We start from the raw sequence: 18,978 nt of genomic DNA on the forward strand, positions 1-18,978 counted from the left end.
ACGCACCCGAGGAGAGCCGGCGCATGACCAGACTGCAGCAGACCGAGGGACTGACCGATATTCAGGAGGAGATCCTGAAGACGGTCCGTGCGTTCGTCGAGTCCGAGATCCTGCCAGTGGCCACCGAGCTCGAGCACAACGACGAGTACCCGACCGAGATCGTCGAGGGGCTCAAGGAGCTCGGTCTGTTCGGGCTGATGATCCCTGAGGAGTACGGCGGCCTCGGGGAGTCGCTGCTGACCTACGCGCTCTGCGTCGAGGAGATCGCCCGCGGCTGGATGAGCGTGTCCGGCATCATCAACACGCATTTCATCGTCGCCTACATGCTGCTGCAGCACGGCACCGACGAGCAGAAGCAGAAGTACCTGCCGCGGATGGCCGCCGGTGACGTCCGGGGCGCGTTCTCGATGTCCGAGCCGGGCTGCGGCTCCGACGTCTCGGCGATCAAGACCAAGGCCGTCAAGGACGGCGCCGGCTACGTGATCAACGGCCAGAAGATGTGGCTGACCAACGGCGGCTCGTCGAATCTCGTCGCCGTCCTGGTGAAGACCGACGAAGGGCAGGAGTCGGTCTACAAGAACATGACCACCTTCCTGGTCGAGAAGGAGCCGGGTTTCGGCGAGGTCGACAAGGGCCTGAGCGTGCCGGGCAAGATCGAGAAGATGGGTTACAAGGGCGTCGACACCACCGAACTGGTCTTCGACGGGTACGCGATCGACGCCGGCCAGATCCTCGGCGGTGTGCCGGGCAAAGGTTTCTACCAGATGATGGACGGCGTCGAGGTCGGCCGGGTGAACGTCGCGGCGCGCGGCTGCGGGGTCGCCCGGCGGGCCTTCGAGCTCGGCATCTCCTACGCGCAGCAGCGCGAGACGTTCGGCAAGAAGATCGCCGACCACCAGGCCGTGCTGTTCCGGCTGGCCGACATGGCGGTCAAGGTCGAGGCCGCGCACGAGCTGATGGTGAAGGCCGCCCGGAAGAAGGACAGCGGCTCCCGCAACGACTTCGAGGCCGGCGTCGCCAAGTACCTGGCCAGCGAGTACTGCGCCCAGGTCGTGGAGGACTCCTTCCGCATCCACGGCGGTTACGGCTTCTCCAAGGAGTACGAGATCGAGCGCCTTTACCGCGAGGCGCCGATGCTGCTGATCGGCGAAGGCACGGCCGACATTCAGCGAATGATCATCGGCCGTCGCCTCCTCGAGGACTACAAGCTCTAGTTCAAGCGTTCCGGGTCCTGGATGAAGCCGCCGCTCAGGACGGCCTTGCCGAGCAGGGTGAGGTCGTGGCGGACGGCTTGGCCGGCGCGGCGGGTGGTGACCAGGCCGGCGTCGCGCAGGATGCCTGCCTGGCGGCTGGCGCCGGCCAGAGAGATCTGGCAGCGCTCCGCGAGCTGCGTGGTGGTGCAGCCGCCCGCGATGGACTCCAGGGCCGCTGCGCGCGTCGTACCGAGCAGCGCGGCCAGAGGCTGCGATCTGTGCTCGGCGGAGAGGCGGCGCAGCAGACCGGGTGTGTGCTGGACCGGATAGACCAGCACGGGCTGCAGCTCCGGGTCGTAGAGCTTGGTCGGTGTGTTCCAGCAGAACACCGAGGGCTGCAGCCGAACGCCTCTACCGTCCAAGTGGACGTCCTTGTCGGCGAAGCCGTCGATCTCCAGGACAGGCGAGTTCCAGCGGATCGACGGGTGCAGGTTGCCCAAAAGGGCATCGACTCCGGCGACTGACATGTTGCTGACCTGCTGCTGATGGTCCGCACGGACCAGCGAGCGGATGGAAGCCCAGTAGGGCTCGATCGCATGCTGGTGGTAGGCGTGGAGTGCGTGTCCGAGCCCTTTCATGGCCACTCCGCGGCCGGAGCCCAGCTCTCTGGTCCAGGTGGTCCGCGGACGCCATCCGGAGAGCACCTCGAGCTCGTGGCGGACGCGTGGGCGTGGTGTCGACATCACCTGCTCGAGGCCGGTGCCGAAGTCGGGCATATGGTCGTTGGGCGTCAGAAAATCAGGGCTGTAGCCATGCGTCGGGGTCAGTTCCAGCAACCGAACCGCCGACCGCGGCAACATCCGGCGGGCCCGTTCCCGCCAGGTGCCGTAGTGCGCCGGCCCCTCCCGCCCCTGCAACTGGTGCAGGCTCAGCCCTCCCTCTCAACTTCACATGCTGCCGTCCACCCCCTGTCAGCAACCTGTCACGGAGCGGACAGTTCCCACTCGGAAGTGCGGTAAATTCGCAGTCTGGGGAGTGGAGGCAGATGTCTGGTTCTGGGGTGGAGATCCGGCTGCTCGGCGGGGTGTCGGTGCGCGTCGGGGCGGAGCCGGTCGAGCTGGGCGGTGACCGGGTTCGGGCGCTGCTCGCGGTGCTGGCCCTCGCTGCGGGGGAGGCGGTCGCGACGCCGGTGCTCGCGGAGCGGATCTGGGGTGACGAGCCACCGGCGAACATCCGTCCGAGTCTGCACACGTTGATGACGCGGCTGCGGCGGGCCATCGGCGCGGAGCTGGTGGCAACCAGCCCCGCCGGCTACAGCCTGCGGCTGGTCGCCGAGCAGGTCGACGTCCATCAGTTCAGCCGCCTGTTGCGTGCAGCGGCCCAGGCGAACGATCCGGCCGCTGAGCTCGAGAGCATCCTGGCCGCGCTGGCGCTGTGGGGCGGCAGGCCTTTCGACGGCGCCCGCTCGGGCTGGTTGGAGGACTCTGAGGCCCCACGTCTGACAGAGCAGTACTTGGCAGCGGTCGAGCGCCGGGTCGACCTCGGGGTTCAGCAGCGGGAGCAGAGCGCGATCCTGGCCCAGCTGCGCGAGCTCACCATCACTTACCCGCTTCGCGAATCGCTGTGGGTTCGGCTGTTGCGCCTCCTGGCCGGAGTGGGCCGTGCGGCGGAGGCGCTGGAGCTGTACGAAGATGTACGCGTCCGCATCGCCGATGAGCTCGGCGTGGACCCAGGAGCGGAGCTGCGCGCACTACACGCCGAGCTCCTGCTCGGTACGCCGAAGGCCCCCGTTCCGGCCCGCGTCTTCGTACCGCGCCAGCTCCCGGCCGATCTGCCCGCATTCGCCGGCCGCCGCCGCGCTCTGGCCTTTCTGGACGGTGTGCACGCGGCTGGGAGGTCGGAGCAGTCTGCGGTGATCGTGGCGATCGACGGGACAGGTGGCGCAGGCAAGTCCGCGCTGGCCGTGCACTGGGCACATCGCGCCCGCGCCTCCTTCCCCGACGGTCAGCTGTACTTGAACCTGCGCGGCTACAGCGCGGGCGGTCTGGTCGAGCCAGTGGACGCGTTGCAGTCGCTGCTGCTGGGGCTCGGCGTCCCGACCGACGAGATGCCGGTCGGGATCGAGGCCAGGTCGGCGTTACTGCGGACTCTGCTGGCGGAGAAGCAACTGCTGGTCGTGCTCGACAACGCCCGCAACGCGGCACAGGTCCGCCCGCTGCTGCCAGGGGCCGGCGGTTTCGTCATCGTCACCAGCCGGAACCAGCTGCGTGGTCTGGTCGCCCGCGAGGGCGCACGGCGGCTCAGCCTCGGCCAGATGACCCCTGAGGAGTCCACGGAGCTGCTGGCCCGGGTCGTGTCCGGACGCCCGTACGACGTCGCCCAGCTGACCGCGTTCGCGGAGCTCTGCGGCCGGTTGCCGTTGGCGCTGGTAGTCGGAGCCGAACGAGCGAGCCGGAGCCCTGGCGCCAATATCACCAAACAGCTGTCCGACGCGAGCGACCGGCTGGCCGCGCTGGAGATCGGTGACGACGAGCTGACCAGCGTGCGCGCCGTCCTCTCCTGGTCCTACCAGGCGCTACCAGCGGACGCAGCGCGGCTGTTCCGGATGCTGGGCGTCTATCCGGGTGCGGTCTTCGAACCGCCCGCGGTCGCGGCGCTGACCGGCCTGGACGAGGTGGAGGTCGATCACCTCCTCGACGTTCTGGTCGAGGCGAACCTGCTCGAACAGGCGTCGACCGGCTCCTACCAGCTGCACGACCTCATCCGGCTGTACGCCGCCGGTCTGGATGAGCCGGGGGAGAGCCGGCAGGCGGTGGCCCGCCTGCTGGACTGGCTGGCGCAGACCGCGCAGGCGGCGAAGCTGGCGCGAGGCGGGCGGATGCGCTTCAACCTGCTGCGCAAACCGTTGGACGGCGTGCGGCCGTTGACGTTCGGGTCGGACGCCGAAGCGCTGGCGTGGTTCCGGAAGGAGTGGCCGACGCTGCTCGCGGCCGTCATCGAAGGCGCCGAGCACGAGCATCACTGGCTCGCCGCGGCGTTGGCGAGTGAGCTGTGGGACTTCCTGGAGCAGGAGCGGTCGCCGTCCCCCGCGGCGCTCAAGGCGCACGAGACGGCCGTGCGGTCGGCGCGGGCGATCAGCGAGCCGCTGCTGGAGGCCGTCGTCGGTAACCAGCTCGCGGTGAGCTACGGGCTGCTCGGGCGGTTCGAGGAGTCGCTGGAGGTCTTCCTGCACTCGCTGGCGCTGATGGAGTCGGTAGGGCATCGCTCCGGGCTCAGCATGGTCCACGGCAACCTCGGGATGACGTACCGGCGGCTGGGGGAGATGGACGCCGCCGTCCGGCATCTCGAGCAGGCGATGGCGTGCAGCGACGAGGACCGGGCCTACGGCGCCGCGCAGAACAATTTCGCGCACACGTTGAGCGATCTCGGTCGGCATCAGGAGGCGATCGACAACGCGCTTCAGGCGGTCGAGCGGCATCGGCGGGACGGTTACCACCGCGGCGTCGCGTACGCGCTCGACACCGCGGGGCTGGCCTACCAGCGGATGGGCGACTACGACCAGGCGATCGAGTACCTGACCGAGTCGGCCCGGTTGTGCCGCGAGCTCGAGCTGGGCGCCGCCGAGGTGCCGACGCTGATCAGCCTCGGCGAGGTCCTCCAGGCCGCCGGACGGCATCAGGAAGCCCACTACGTCTGGCAGCAGGCGCTCGTCGTCGCCGATCGGCAGGGGCTCTCGCAGAGCGAGCTCCGCGCCCAGGTGCTCCGGCACCTGGACGCGCCCAGCAAGCTGGCGTGAGCGGGTTGCTCAGGCGGTGAGGCGGGGCTGGGGGTGCGGTTGCGGGTGCGGCTGCCGGGTGTTGCCCGAGCCGTAGCCGGACAGCAGCCAGATCCCCAGCTGGGTGATCTCGTGGCGGACGGAGGCGCCCGCGCGGCGGGTGGTGATCAGGCCGGCTTCGCGCAGGACGGTCGCCTGGTGGCTGGCCGCCGCGGGGGAGATCTTGCAGCGCTTGGCGAGCTCGGTGGTCGTACAGCCGGCGACGGCCGCTTCGAGGGCGGCCGCGCGGGTCGAGCCGAGCAGCGAGCCGAGCGGGTCGGCGGCGGTGACCTGGTCACCCGACGTCTGTCGCAGGATGCCCGGCGCGTGCTGGATCGGGTAGACCAGGATCGGCTTGAGCTCCGGGTCGCGCAGTTTGGTCGGCACCTGCCAGCAGAACGCCGACGGCTGCAGCTCGATCCCGCGCCCGTCCAGGTAGAGGTCGCGGTCGTTCATGTCGAGCACCTGCAGGACGGGCGCCACCCAGCGCACCCGCGGGTGCAGCGACGAGAGCAGCCGGTCCACGCCGTGCCGCGCGAGGGCCTCGCCGCGGTGCGCGTGATCGGCCGAGATGTGCGTTCCGATCGACTTCCAGTAGGGCGCGATCGCGGCCTGGTGGTAGGTCCGCATGGCGCGGCCGAGTTTGTGCATCGCGGCCCGCTCGCCCTGGGCGAGCTCCCGCGTCCACGGTGAGGCCGGGCGGTACTTGGCGAGCAGGTCGAGCTGGCTGCGGATCTGCTGCCGCGGGGTGGCCAGCGCGATCTCCAGCGCGGTGTCGAAGTCCGGCGCGGACTCCGCCGGGGTGAGGAAGTCGGGTGAGTACCCCTTCGGCGGGGTCAGCTCCAGCAGCAGCCGCATCTGGTCCGGCGCGACCGACGTCCGGACGTGGCGGCGCCAGTCCTCGAAGATGAGCCGGCCGTCCGAGTGCTGCAACATGTGCAGGCTGAGCAGCATCTCCCACAGCGGCGCCGGTTTGGTCGCGACCGTGACGCGCGTCAGATCGCGCGGCGTGAAGTGAATTCTGAGCACGGCAACGCCCTCCCAGCGGCATGACCATCACGACATCCCCCGATGCCGTCGGTCGCAGATTGTGGCGGCCTGCTGACCGAACGCGATATGCGCAGTAAATCAAGAGCGCGTTTCACCGACAACCGTTTAATACGCCCAACGCGTTGCCAGTCCCGGCCATGGCAGAAGCCTGCCAACCCCTGCCGCCCGGAGGGGCGAACGTGGTATTGGGAAAATTTGATCAAAGCCAATGGTTCCGCTTGAACAACCGGTGCAGCCCGACGCACGCGGTGAGCATCACGGCGAGGACGACGAAGTAACCGTACCGGAGCCGGAGCTCCGGGAGATAGTCGAAGTTCATCCCGTAGATCCCGGCGATCATCGTCGGGACGGCGAGGATCGCGACCCAGGCCGAGATCCGCCGCATGTCCTCGTTCTCCGCGACCTGCACCTGGGCCAGCCCGGCCTGCAGGATCGAGCTGAGCAGCTCGTCGAACGAGATCACCTGCTCCTTCACCCGCAGCAGGTGGTCGTCGACGTCGCGGAAGTAGTTCCGCGTCTCGTCGGCGATCAGCGGGTGCCGCAGCGTCGACAGCGAGCGCATCGGGCCGGTCAGCGGGGCCACTGCGCGCTTCAGCTCGAGCACCTCACGTTTGAGCTGGTAGACGCGGTCGATGTTCCGCCAGCCGCGCGGTGTGAACATCTCGCTCTCGATCAGGTCGATATCGGCCTGTACGGCGTCCGCGACCTCCAGGTACCGGTCGACGACATGGTCGGCGATGGCGTGCAGTACTACCCCCGGGCCGACGGCCAGCCGCTCCGGCTGGGTCTCCAGCTGTTGCCGGAGGCCGGTCAGCTCACTGTGCTCGCCGTGCCGGACGGTGACCACGAAGCTGGGGCCGCAGAACACCATCACCTCGCCGGTGGCCACCACCTCGCTCGTGGCGGTCAGATCCTTGTGCGGGACGTAGCTGACTGTTTTGAGTACTGCGAACAGGGTGTCGTCGTACCGTTCGAGTTTTGGCCGCTGGTGCGCCTCGGAGGCGTCCTCCAGCGCGAGCGCGTGCAGACCGAACTCCGCGCCGATGATGGCCAGTTGGTGGTCGGTCGGCTGGAACAGCCCGATCCAGACGAACCCCTGGCCGCGACGGGCCCGGCCGAGCGCCTCGGTATAGGAGTTGACCCGCTGGTCGCGGCGTCCGTCGCGGTAGAAGGCCCAGTCGACCAGGGCGCCGTCCAGCTTGCCGCTGGCCACCGGATCGTGGTGCTGCGGCCCCTGGCCGTCGCCCAGCGCCCGGCGGGCGAACATCTGTCCCATCCGGCGTGTCGCGCCCAGGTCCCACCGTCGTCCGCCCATCACCGGCGAGGCTATCAAGGCGCGGTAACCACTCGTCGGCAATGATGGGGGTGGAAGCACGTGGAGAGGAACGACGATGAGCACGCCAGGCATGCCCTTGATCGACCCGAGGCCCAGTGGTCTGACGATCGGGACGTACGACACGTACCGGGAGGCGCAGCGCGCTGTCGACTACCTGTCGGACGAGAAGTTCCCCGTCGAGCACACGACCATCGTCGGTAACAACCTGCGGCAGGTGGAGAAGATCACCGGCCGGTTGACCTGGGCGCGTGCGCTGACCGCCGGTCTGGCCAGCGGCGCGTGGTTCGGGCTGTTCGTCGGCCTGTTGCTGGGGCTCTTCACCAACGGCAACTTCCTGGCCGCTCTGCTGACCGGTGTGGTCCTGGGCGCCTTCTTCGGGGTCGTGTTCGGCGGCCTCGGCTACGCGCAGTCGGCCGGCCGCCGCGACTTCACCTCTCGCACGGCGGTGGTGGCGACGACGTACGACGTCCTGTGCGACTTCAAGTTCGCTGAAGAGGCTCGTAACCACCTGGCCAAGCTGGCGCTCAAGGGCGAGGTGACGCCTCGCCTGCCGGACTACCAGGCCCAGCCGCCGGTGCAGCAGCCCGTCCAGCAGCAGGCGCAGCCGCCGCAGGACTAGACAGCTCGTCGCGGCGGGGTGACGTAGGTCTCCCCGCCCGATGAGAGCCAGACCACGGCCGCCGGTGGTCCGGTTGGGCAGCATGGGGTGTCCCAGACCGAAGAGGAGCCGGCATGCAGTTCGGGCGTAGCTACGAGGAGTTCGAGGTCGGCGCGGTCTACAAGCACTGGCCAGGTAAGACCGTGACCGAGTACGACGACCACCTGTTCTGCCTGCTGACGATGAACCACCATCCGCTGCACCTGGACGCCAACTACGCCGGCGAGACCACCCAGTTCGGCAAGAACGTTGTCGTTGGCAACTACATCTACTCGATCCTGCTCGGGATGTCGGTCCCGGATGTCAGCGGTAAGGCGATCGCCAACCTCGAGATCGAGTCCCTGCGGCATGTCGCGCCGACGTTCCACGGCGACACGATCTACGGCGAGACCGTCGTCCTGGACAAGTGGGAGTCGACGTCCAAGGACGATCGCGGCATCGTGCACGTCGAGACCAAGGGCTACAAACAGGACGGCACGGTGGTCTGCATCTTCCGCCGCAAGGTGATGGTCCCGAAGAACTCCTATCTGGAGGCTCGCGGCGGGGAGCAGCCCGGACGGCCGGTTCCGCACGCAGAGTGAACCTTTTCGGCGGCAACCGAAGGGTGCGCTCCGGAATTCGGTTTCCGTTTCAACGTCGATCGAACCCGTTGTTAGACCACTGAGCCCGCCCGCACATTGACCTCACCTACTAGGGGAGGTCAGATGTCCACAGATGTGGCTCGGCGCGCCTGGGCCGTAGTGCTCGGGACCGCTCTCGTCGCCGGCCTGCATCCACCAGGTGCGAACGCGGCGCCGGAGCAGGAAAAAGAGGAGCGGACCGTCAAGGGGTCCAAGGTCAAGCCGGTGCACGGCACGAACTACAAGGTCAAGCCGCGAACGCCGGACCTGGACGTCGACGTCGTCAAGACGCCGACCGTCAGCTGGCCGGCGACCGGTACGGCCGAGGTGGTCCTGCCGGTCGCGAGCTGGTCCGCGCAGTTGTCCGGCGTCCTGCCGAAGAAGGCCGCCGGTGCGCTGCCGGTTGCCGTCGGGCCGGTCAGTGCCGATGGCACTGCCCCGACCGGGGTGAAGGTGGACCTGCTCGGCCGCCGTGACGCCCGGATGCTGGTGAAGCTGACCAGCACCGACAAGGCCAAGACGAGCGGCAAGGTCCGCCTGGACCTCAACTATCAGGCCTTTCGGCACGCGTACGGCGGTGACTGGGCCAGTCGCCTCAGGCTGGTTCAGCTGCCTGCATGTGCGGAGAAGTCGCCGCTGTCGGCCACCTGCGCCGCGACGCCGCTGAAGACCCGCAACGACGGCGCCGGCACGGTCAGCGCCGACGTGCCGGCGAACGGCCTCTACGCGATGGAGGCCGCGGCCGCCGGTAACGCCGGTGATTACGGCACCACCTCGATGTCTCCGACGACCTCCTGGTCGGTCGGCGGCTCGTCAGGTGACTTCAACTGGCAGTACCCGTTCCGCTCCCCGCCGGGCACCGGTGGGCCGACGCCGACCATCAGCCTGGGCTACTCCTCGGGCAGCGTCGACGGACGGACCTCCGGGACCAACAACCAGACGTCGTGGGCCGGTGAGGGCTTCGAGTTGTCACCCGGCGGTTCCATCGAGCGTCGGTACGCCTCGTGCGGCTCGAAGAACGAGAAGACCGGTAACAACGGCAACCGCGCGGTCGGCGACCTCTGCTTCGCCACCGACAATGCGACGTTCAGCCTCAACGGCGCCGGCGGTGAGCTGGTCCGGGACGACGTCACCAAGCAGTGGCGCCCGAAGTCCGACGACGGCACCAAGGTCGAGCGGCTCTCCGGCGCTGACAACGGCGACGAGGGCAGCGCGGGCAAGCCGGAGGAGGCGGGCGAGTACTGGGTCATCACCACCAAGGACGGCACCAAGTACTACTTCGGCCTGAACAAGCTCCCCGGTGCGGCAGCTGAGCGGACCAACTCCGCGCTGAAGGTTCCGGTCGCCGGTAACCACAGTGGCGAGCAGTGCAACCAGGCTGCGTTCGCGAGCTCGTTCTGCCAGCAGGTGTACCGCTGGCAGCTGGACTACGTCGTTGACCCGCACGGCAACACGATGTCGCTGTTCTACGACGTGGAGAAGAACAACTACGCCTACAACGGCACGGAGACCACGACCAAGAGCTACGACCGCGCGAGCAACATCAAGCGGATCGACTACGGTCAGACCGACGGTCAGGTCTTCAGCGAGAAGCCGGTGGCCCGGGTGCACTTCGACACGCTCGAACGCTGCAACACCGGTGCCAACTGCGCACCCGCCGACTACTTCGACACTCCGCTGGACCAGGAGTGCGGGACGGCGACCTGTAAACAGACCGGTCCGAGCTTCTGGACCAAGAAGAAGCTCAGCAAGATCCGCACCGAGGTCTGGCGCGGTACGGCGTTCGACGCCGTCGACACCTGGACGCTGCGGCACTCCTTCCCCAACCCGGGCGACAACACCAGCCCCCGGTTGTGGCTGGAGGCAATCGTGCACACCGGCGAGGCCGGCAGTGGCGCGGTCTCCATCCCGGAGATCAACTTCGACAAGGTCCAGATGGACAACCGGGTCGCCGACGGCACCGCACGTCCGCTGCTGCAGTGGTTCCGCATCCGCGGCATCCACTACGGCACTGGCGGCGAGCTGGCCGTCACCTACTCGGCCAAGGACTGCACACTGCCCGGCAACGTGCCGGCCGTGGACCGCAACGACCGTAGGTGCCACCCGCTGAAGTGGACGCCGCCGGGTGAGACCGAAGAGCGCCAGGACTGGTTCCACAAGTACGTCGTCACCTCCGTCACGGAGTCCGACCGCGTCAGCGGCATGGTCCCCGTGCAGACGACCGTCAGCTACCCGGGCAAGCCGGCCTGGCGGCACGACGACGAGGACGGCCTGGTCGAGATCGGTCGCAAGACCTGGTCGCAGTGGCGCGGTTACGACCGGGTCATCGTGGCCAAGGGCCACCCCGACGGCCCGCAGACGATCACCGAGAGCCGCTACTTCCAGGGCATGGACGGCGACAAGCTGGCCAACGGCACCGTGAAGGACGTCAAGCTGACCGACTCCACCGGCGCCCAGGTCGAGGACGTCAACGCGCTGTCCGGACAGGTCCGGGAGACCAGCAAGCTGGTCAACGGAGCGATCGTCGAGCGGACCATCAACGACAGTTGGGTCTCCGGCGCGACGTCGACCCGGGTGCGCGACTGGGGTACCACTCAGGCGTTCAAGGTCGAGCAGGAGGCTTCCAAGCAATGGGAGGCCAAGCAGGGCGGTGGATTCCGCCAGACCGCGGCCAACAACGTCTACTCGTCGACCGGCGTGCTGCTGGCCGCGTCGAACGCGAACGACCTGGCCACGACCGCTGACGACACCTGTGTGCGCTACGAGTACGCGAGCAACCCGGCCAAGGGCATCGTCGAGCTGCCGACCCGGACGCAGACGGTGGCCAAGGCGTGCGACCAGCCGTGGACGAAGGACGACGTCCTGTCCGACACCAAGCAGACGTACGCCGGCGGCGCGGCTCCGGAGAACGCCAAACCGGTTGCCGTCCAGCGTCTCAGTGGCTTCAACAGCGCTGGGGAGCCGACGTACCAGACCGTCGCGACGACGGCGTACGACGACCACGGCCGGAAGAAGTCCGAGACCGACCCGAAGAACAGCTCCACCACCTACGGGTACTTCCCGGCCGACGGCCCGGTCACCAAGACGACCGTGTCGCTGTCGAACGGGCACACCACGACCACTGAGCTGGACCCGGCCTGGGGACAGTCGACCAAGGTCACCGATGTCGGCGGCCGGACGACGACCTCCGAGCGGGACCCACTCGGTCGCGTCGCCAAGGTGTGGCTGCCGGGCCGCGCGCTGACCGAGACCCCGAACGTCGAGCACGTATACACCGCAGGGATCGATCAGCCGGGCGTCGTCCAGTCCAAGGCTCTGCAGGCCGACGGCACGGTGTCGACCAGCTACGAGATCCTGGACGGCCTGCAGCGCAAGCGGCAGGTCCAGCGGGCGTCCGCCGATGGCATCGGCCGGGTGATCGAGGACTTCGAGTACGACTCACGTGGTCTGCAGATCATCGAGAACCGGCCGTACTACAACGACGCGCCGCCCGGGCCGCAGGTGTTCGACGCGGTCGAGGAAGAGCTGCCGGCGCGCAAGGCGACGGCGTACGACCAGCTCGAGCGTCCGATGACCGAGGCGTTCTGGTCGAAGAACGAGGAGAAGTGGGTCACCACACACAGCCACCAGCCAGGTGTGCAGACCGTGGACCCGCCGAACGGCGAGCAGGCCTCGACGCGGATCACCGACGCCCAGGGCCGTCTGACCGAGCTGCGCACCTACAACACCCCCGGTGTCAGCACGAATTTCGACAAGACGTCGTACACGTACACCAAGGCCGGGCAGATCGAGTCCATGACGGACGCGGCCGGGAACCTGTGGCGGTACGAGTACGACCTGAGAGGCCGGCGGACCAAGGCCGTCGAGCCGGACCGCGGCGCCACGACGTACACCTACACCGACCTGGACCAGGTCGCCACGATGACCGATGCGCTCGGCAAGACGCTGTTCTACAGCTACGACAACATCGGCCGGCAGACCGCCGTCCGAGACGGCGCGGTCGATGGCCCGCTGCTGGTCGAGCGGACCTACGACACGCTGGTGAAGGGCTCGCCCAGCACAGCGACGCGGTACGTCAACGGCAACGCTTACAAGACGGAGGTCACCGGCTACGACGTCAGCGGGCACGCTCTGGCGACAAAGGTGACGCTGCCGGCGGCCGAGGGTGGTCTGGCCAAGACGTACACCACTGAGAACACCTACACCCCCAGCGGTCTGCTGGCGACGCAGAAGCTTCCGAGCGTCGGTGGGCTGCCCGAGGAGACACTGACCACGACGTACGACACCAACGACCTGCCGAAGAGCCTGTCGAGTGAAGTGTCGACGTACGTCACGGACGCGCAGTTCAACTCGTTCGGTGACCTCACGTATCTGGAGGCACGGCCGACGGGTGGGAAGTATCTGCGGCACAACTACATCTACGACGAGTCGACGCGCCGGTTGACGCGGACGTTCATGCAGCGTCAGACGACCGGGCCGCAGCGGGTGCTGGACCAGAGCTACGAGTACGACCTGGCCGGCAACGTCACCAAGATCACCGACACCCCGGCCAGCGGTAGCACTGACCCGAAAGACGTGCAGTGCTTCGGATACGACGAGTCCCGGCGGCTGACGCAGGCGTGGACGCCGGCTGACGCCAACTGTGCGGTCCAGCCGACCAGCGCGAGTCAGCTGGGCGGTCCGGCGCCGTACTGGCACCAGTGGACGTTCGACCAGATCGGCAACCGCAAGACCGAGAAGCGCAACACGGTTGCCGGCAGCACGACGAGCACCTACGAGTACCCGGCCGCAGGCCAGGCTCGGCCGCACGCCGTGCAGAAGATCACCACCACTGGTACGGACGGGACCACGAAGGTCAACGAGTACGAGTACGACGCTGCCGGTAACCAGACCGCGCGGAAGCTCGCTGGTGTCGGTGAGACCTTCACCTGGGACGCCGAGGGCAAGTTGGCCAAGGTCAAGAAGGGCAACCAGGAGACCAGCTACATCTACGACGCCGACGGCAACCGGCTGCTCCGTAAGGACCACACCGGTACGACGCTGTACCTGGGCGGCACCGAGGTGCTGCTGATGCCGGACGGCTCTCAGCTGGGCACGCGGTACTACAAGTTCGGTCAGCAGACCATCGGCGTCCGGGTGGGCACCAAGCTGAGCTGGCTCGGCTCGGACCACCACGGTTCGGCCACACTGACCGTGGACGCGCAGACCCAGGCGTTCCAGCGCAAGCGGATCACGCCGTACGGCGAGACCCGCGGACCGGTGCCGACCGCGTGGCCGGGACAGCAGGACTTCGTCGGCGGCACCCGGGACGACTCCACCGGGCTGGTCCATCTGGGTGCCCGCGAGTACGACCCGGTCACCGGCAGGTTCATCTCGGTCGATCCGGTGATCGACGGCACCGATCCACAACAGCTCAACGGGTACAGCTACGCGAACAACAGCCCGGTGAGTTTCGTCGATGCCGACGGCAAGCGATACCGCACGCAGACCATCACCGAGACCAAGACGATCGTCCGCGAGCACGTGAAGCGGATCAAGGAACTCCGCAAGGAGGTCATCACGATCTACGTGAAGATCGTGATCTACACCCTCGTCGCGGCGCTGGCGGCGGCGTTCGGGCTGCACGCGTTCGCGGCGAAGATCACCGCGGAGGTCGCCAAACAGGTGACGATCTACAAAGAAGTGATCAAGACGATCAGATACCACACCAAGGAAGTCATCCGGATCGTCACCAAGAAACTCATCTACATCCCGGAGCTCAACGAAGCGCTGAACCTGGCCAAACAGACCGACAACAGCGTGTCCACCATGGAGAAACAGGTGGACAAGATGGCCGACGTCGCGGCCAAGATCGCCGAACGCGCCAAAGCCGCGCTGGACGCGCTGCAGAAGGCGGCGGCGATCGCGGAGGAGCAGAAACGCCAGGACGCCGAACAGGCCAACAAGAAGGGCTGCGGGGTCTGCGGAAAGGATCCGGACGACGATCCGATCGACAAGATCGCGTGGAACGCCGTCGGCGGCGCCGCTGTCGGAGTCGGTATCTGCGTGCTCGGCGCGATCTTCACCGCCGGTGGCTCGTGTGCGGTCGGCGCCGCGGTGGGCATGGGGATCGCCGGTGCGGCCGGCACGGCGGCGTACCAGCTCGGCTGGAACTGCTACAACGGGCCGAAGAACTCCTGTCTGAAGCGCGACCCGTACAAGCCGCCGCCCATGAGCTACAAGGAGTACTCCGACCTCTGCAAGACACCGGGCGCTCAAGAGGCGTGTAAGTACGCCAAGCCGGGGCGGTGACCAGGCTGATGCCGAAACACCGGAGTACGCGGCGATTGACCGGCACCCTGTTGGCAGGGGTGCTGGCGGTGCCGCTGGCTGCGGTAGCTGGTGCGGGTACGGCGGTCTCCGCCGTACCCGCCCCGGCGGCCCCGCAGCCCGCGAAGCCGACCCAGCGGGTGGAGCTGGAGCACCTGCGCAACGAGACCACGCAGGTCTTCCAGGAGCCCTCTGGTCTGCACACGATGGAACAGTTCGCGTACCCGGTCCGGGCCCGGAAGGGCTCGGGCTGGGTGCCCATCGACACCAAGCTCGCAGTACGGCCCGACGGCTCGGTACGGCCGGGTGTGATCGTCACCGAGCTCGCACTGTCCGGTGGCGGAGACAGCGAGCTGGTTGCCCTCGGCACGGCCGACAAGCAGGTCCGGATGGGCTGGAAGGGGAAGCTGCCGAAGCCGGTGCTGTCCGGCGACACTGCGACGTACCCGGACGTTCTGCCCGGAGTCGACCTGCAGGTGCGGGTCGAGGCCACCGGGTTCCAGCACCTGCTGGTGGTGAAGAACCGGGCGGCTGCGAGCAATCCGGCGCTGAAACAGCTCAGATTCCCGATCAGCGGTACCGGGCTGAAGCTGGCCACCAAACCGGACGGTACGACGGTCGCGACCGATGCGGCCGGAAAGTCGTTGTTCACCGCCGGCAAGGCGGTGATGTGGGACAGCCCGGCCGCCGCCAAGGACGCCGGACTGAGCACCCGGCACGCCAGTGTGCCGACAACCAGGTCGGCGAACGAGCTGGTGATCACACCGGACCAGAAGCTGCTCACTGCGGCGACGACGCGCTACCCGGTGACGATCGACCCCAGCTGGCAGATCAACAACTACCTGTGGACGCACGTCAGTCGCGAGCACCCCGACCAGTCCTACTGGGACTACGACCGCGGTGAGGGCGCCAAGGTCGGCAGGTCGTACGACAACGTCATCACCTACCGGTCGTTCTTCCAGTTCGGCACCGGGAACATCGGCGGCGCGAAAGTCATCGGCGCCCGGTTCGAGATCATGCTGGACCACAGCTCGTCCGGTAGCGCGACGCCGACCGACCTGTACTGGACGCACTCGCTGAACCGGGACCAGGCGGTCACCTGGAACAACACCGGCGGCCACTGGCGGCAGTACCTCGGGACGGCCTACGGCAACGCCCGGACCGGTGGCGGCCAGCCGGACATGCAGATGAACTGGGCCGGTGCGGCCAAGGACAACGCCGCGATCGTCAACCCGTTCCAGGACGCCGCGACCAACAACGCCGGCACCGTCACCTTCGGCCTGCGTGCGCCGAACGAGTCGGACATCTTGCAGTGGAAGAGGTTCCACGGCGGCTCCGCGCGGATCGTCGTCACCTACAACAACCGCCCGCACGCACCGGAGCGGCTGAACTTCAGCCGGGCCAGGCCGTGCGGTACGGCGAGCAACCCGACCGTGGTCAGCTGGCCGCTATCTGGGTACTCCTTCTCCGCGAAGGCGAACGACAAGGACGGCGACAACCTCATCACCCGGCTGTCGATCCACCGCGTGTCGGACCAAGCTCTGGTGCACCAGGTGGACTCGGCCACGACGACGTCGGGTTCGGCGTTCGCCTGGCCGGCCATCGACCGGACGAAGTTCGCGGACGGCCAGACGTACTCCTACACGGCCAAGAGCGACGACGGCGTCCCGGACGACAACATCGACTACGGACCGGCTACTCAGCCGTGCTACTTCAAGGTCGATGCGAAGAAGCCCGGACCGGCTGTGCTGTCGTCGACCGACTTCCCGGACGGTGAGGCGAACATCCCGGCCCGTACGGTCGGCACGGTGACGCTGAGCCCGGCTGCGGGGGACACCGACGTCGCGGAGTACCTCTACGGCTTCCAGCCGGAGCGGGTGGTCAGCCGAATCAAGGCAGACGCTGATGGGTCGGTTCAGATCCCGCTGAGCGTCTTCCAGAAGTCTCTGACCACGGAGCCCGAGCAGAAGGTGCTCTACGTGAAGGCGGTCGACGGCGCGAACAACGTTAGCGACAACTCGACCGTCTGGGCACTGAGCGCCGGTGAGCTCGAGCAACTGCCACCGGTGATCCGGAACGATGTCAACGGCGACGGCCGGGCCGATCTGTCCACAGTCCTCGACCAGGGCGACGGACGGACCTCGATCTGGAATGTCGTCACCAAACCGGACGGCTCGACCCACACCGGTCAGATGGCGTGGGACTCCGGTGCCAACGGCGGCTTCGCGATGTACCGGACCCGCCCGGTGCGTGGTGACTTCGACGGCGACGGCCGGACGGACGCCGTCCTGTTCCGGGAGGAGGCGGGCCGCCGGATCGGCATGTACCGCGGGCTCTCGGCCGGTGAGCGCTACAACTTCGAGTCGGCACCCGTCTGGTACAGCGGCTCGAACGGCTGGCCGCTCAGCACAGCGCGCATTATCTCCGGAGACGTGAACGGCGACGGCAAGTCCGACATCGTCGCTCAGCTCAACGTCTCCGGGACCAGTTGGCGCACGCTGACGTTCCTCGGCCCGGCGCTCGGCACTCCGGTCGATTGGCTGCAAACAGCCAGCCCGTGGGCCGGTAGCGCACCTCTGCTGGCTGACGTCGACGGCGACCGCAAGGCCGACCTGGTCGACATGCAGAACCTCAGCGGCTGCCGCACGGTGACGCGGTACTTCAAGTCCACCGGTACGGCGTTCAGCAGCACTCCGGTCACGCTGCACGACTCCGGTGCTGGAGCGTACTGCTGGGAGCGCAGCAAGCCGCAGGTCGCCGACGTGGACGGCGACGGCAAGGACGACATCGTCGCGCTCTACGAGAACAGCGGCACGGACGCGGCGCTGAAGGTGTTCCGGTCCACCGGAACGGCGTACACGCTGGGGGAGTGGTGGCGGGACGCCACTGCGTTCGACCCGGCCAAGACCGCGCTGTCCATCGGTGACTTCACCGGTGACGGCAAGGAGGACGTGGGGCTGTTCTACTCGACGCCAGGCGGCGGTCGAGAGACGTACACGCTTGCTTCGACCGGTACGTCGTTCGGCGCGGCAGTCGGCCGTTGGAAGGAGCCACGGGTCGGTGCGAGCACCGGACCGAGCTTCGACATCGAGGAACGCACGTACGAGCTGGTCAACCGCAACAGCAGCCAGTGCCTGGACGTCTGGAACTCCAGCCAGGCCGACTCGGAGCGGCTCGTCCAGCACGCCTGTCACGGCGGGATCAACCAGCGGTTCCGGATCAGCCGGATCGCGGGCACCGACCAGTTCGAGATCCGCACCGCGCATTTCCAGGGCAACGTGAACGATGGACGCCCGCGCTGCCTCGACGTCGAGAACATGCTGCAGGACGACGAGCGGGCCATCCTGCAGTGGCCGTGTATGGGCACCTCGAACCAGCAGCTACTGATCGAGTACCTGGAAGGGAGCAGCTACGACACCGTCGTCCGGCTCAAGTTCGCGCACAGTGCGAAATGCGCGTCCCCGGCCGGTGGTACGACGACACAGGACGCCACCATCGTGCAGCGCACCTGTACGGCGGAGGCCAGTCAGCAGTGGATCCTGCGGGCCGGCTTCAACCCGGCGCAGCTGACCGGGAAGTTCCGGGTGCGCGGCTCCAACACGGAGTTCGTACTGGACGTCGAGAACTGTTTGCCGGAGGCCCGCATGCGGATGTGGGACTGGATCGCCGGCAGCCCGTGTCAGCGGTGGCAGCTGAAGCCGCTCGGTGACGACGTGTACAAGATCGTGGAGCCGAGTACCGGCGAGGCGATCGACGTACCGGGCTGCACGGATGCGCTGGCGCAGACCGTGGCGACCATGCCGGAGAGCGAAAGCAGCTGTCAGCGCTGGCGGATCGAACCGGCGTTCAACGGCAGTTGGTCGATCACGAGAGAGTCGAACGGCCTGTCGCTCGATGTCGCGGGCTGTAGTACCGCGAGAGACGCCGGGCTGATCACCTGGCGGTACTGGAACGGTCCGTGCCAACGCTGGCGGCTCGACCAGCCATAGAAACAGGAG

Annotated in this window: 9 protein-coding genes; 6 read left to right on the forward strand and 3 right to left on the reverse strand. The window is 67.7% G+C overall.

Features of this window, described 5'->3' with window-relative positions; translation table 11 throughout:
• Positions 1–23 precede the first annotated feature (23 nt).
• A complete protein-coding gene (locus tag HPO96_RS23765) occupies positions 24–1,214 on the forward strand; it encodes an acyl-CoA dehydrogenase family protein (RefSeq protein WP_171676133.1) in 1,191 nt (396 codons plus the stop codon).
• On the opposite strand, the gene HPO96_RS23770 is transcribed toward HPO96_RS23765, so the two are convergent.
• Positions 1,211–2,110: an ArsR/SmtB family transcription factor gene (locus HPO96_RS23770; RefSeq protein WP_171676135.1), complete on the reverse strand. Its 900-nt coding sequence runs from the start codon at positions 2,108–2,110 to the stop codon at positions 1,211–1,213. The genes HPO96_RS23765 and HPO96_RS23770 overlap by 4 nt on opposite strands.
• A gap of 128 nt (positions 2,111–2,238) precedes the next feature.
• Between HPO96_RS23770 and HPO96_RS23775 the strand changes: the two genes are divergently transcribed.
• A complete protein-coding gene (locus tag HPO96_RS23775; protein WP_171676137.1) occupies positions 2,239–4,989 on the forward strand; it encodes an AfsR/SARP family transcriptional regulator in 2,751 nt (916 codons plus the stop codon).
• A 9-nt stretch (positions 4,990–4,998) separates the two neighbouring features.
• On the opposite strand, the gene HPO96_RS23780 is transcribed toward HPO96_RS23775, so the two are convergent.
• Together HPO96_RS23780 and HPO96_RS23785 are read right to left on the reverse strand one after the other, a co-directional pair.
• Positions 4,999–6,036: a helix-turn-helix domain-containing protein gene (locus tag HPO96_RS23780; protein WP_171676139.1), complete on the reverse strand. Its 1,038-nt coding sequence runs from the start codon at positions 6,034–6,036 to the stop codon at positions 4,999–5,001.
• 220 nt (positions 6,037–6,256) lie between these two features.
• Positions 6,257–7,372: a magnesium and cobalt transport protein CorA gene (locus HPO96_RS23785; protein WP_171676141.1), complete on the reverse strand. Its 1,116-nt coding sequence runs from the start codon at positions 7,370–7,372 to the stop codon at positions 6,257–6,259.
• A 76-nt stretch (positions 7,373–7,448) separates the two neighbouring features.
• Here HPO96_RS23785 and HPO96_RS23790 point away from each other — a divergent pair, with 76 nt between their 5' ends.
• From HPO96_RS23790 to HPO96_RS23805, 4 genes are all read left to right on the forward strand, one after another.
• Positions 7,449–8,012: a YflT domain-containing protein gene (locus HPO96_RS23790; protein ID WP_171676143.1), complete on the forward strand. Its 564-nt coding sequence runs from the start codon at positions 7,449–7,451 to the stop codon at positions 8,010–8,012.
• 113 nt (positions 8,013–8,125) lie between these two features.
• The gene (locus tag HPO96_RS23795) at positions 8,126–8,632 is read left to right on the forward strand and encodes a MaoC family dehydratase (RefSeq protein WP_171676145.1); all 507 of its coding nucleotides are present in this window, start codon (positions 8,126–8,128) and stop codon (positions 8,630–8,632) included.
• Positions 8,633–8,755: 123 nt separating this feature from the next.
• Positions 8,756–14,962 (forward strand): RHS repeat domain-containing protein, encoded by a 6,207-nt coding sequence (locus HPO96_RS23800; protein ID WP_171676147.1) that lies wholly within the window; start codon positions 8,756–8,758, stop codon positions 14,960–14,962.
• A gap of 8 nt (positions 14,963–14,970) precedes the next feature.
• Positions 14,971–18,969: an RICIN domain-containing protein gene (locus HPO96_RS23805; RefSeq protein ID WP_171676149.1), complete on the forward strand. Its 3,999-nt coding sequence runs from the start codon at positions 14,971–14,973 to the stop codon at positions 18,967–18,969.
• The last annotated feature ends 9 nt before the right edge of the window (positions 18,970–18,978 follow it).

The organism is Kribbella sandramycini (assembly GCF_013131805.1).
In the GTDB taxonomy this organism is placed as follows: domain Bacteria; phylum Actinomycetota; class Actinomycetes; order Propionibacteriales; family Kribbellaceae; genus Kribbella; species Kribbella sandramycini.

Excerpts from the sequence above, each read along its gene's own strand:
- HPO96_RS23795 (WP_171676145.1), top strand. The coding sequence starts at position 8,126 with ATGCAGTTCGGGCGTAGCTACGAGGAGTTCGAGGTCGGCGCGGTCTAC.
- HPO96_RS23805 (WP_171676149.1), top strand. The coding sequence starts at position 14,971 with ATGCCGAAACACCGGAGTACGCGGCGATTGACCGGCACCCTGTTGGCA.
- HPO96_RS23800 (WP_171676147.1), top strand. The coding sequence starts at position 8,756 with ATGTCCACAGATGTGGCTCGGCGCGCCTGGGCCGTAGTGCTCGGGACC.
- HPO96_RS23765 (WP_171676133.1), top strand. The coding sequence starts at position 24 with ATGACCAGACTGCAGCAGACCGAGGGACTGACCGATATTCAGGAGGAG.
- HPO96_RS23790 (WP_171676143.1), top strand. The coding sequence starts at position 7,449 with ATGAGCACGCCAGGCATGCCCTTGATCGACCCGAGGCCCAGTGGTCTG.
- HPO96_RS23775 (WP_171676137.1), top strand. The coding sequence starts at position 2,239 with ATGTCTGGTTCTGGGGTGGAGATCCGGCTGCTCGGCGGGGTGTCGGTG.
- HPO96_RS23785 (WP_171676141.1), bottom strand. The coding sequence starts at position 7,372 with ATGGGCGGACGACGGTGGGACCTGGGCGCGACACGCCGGATGGGACAG.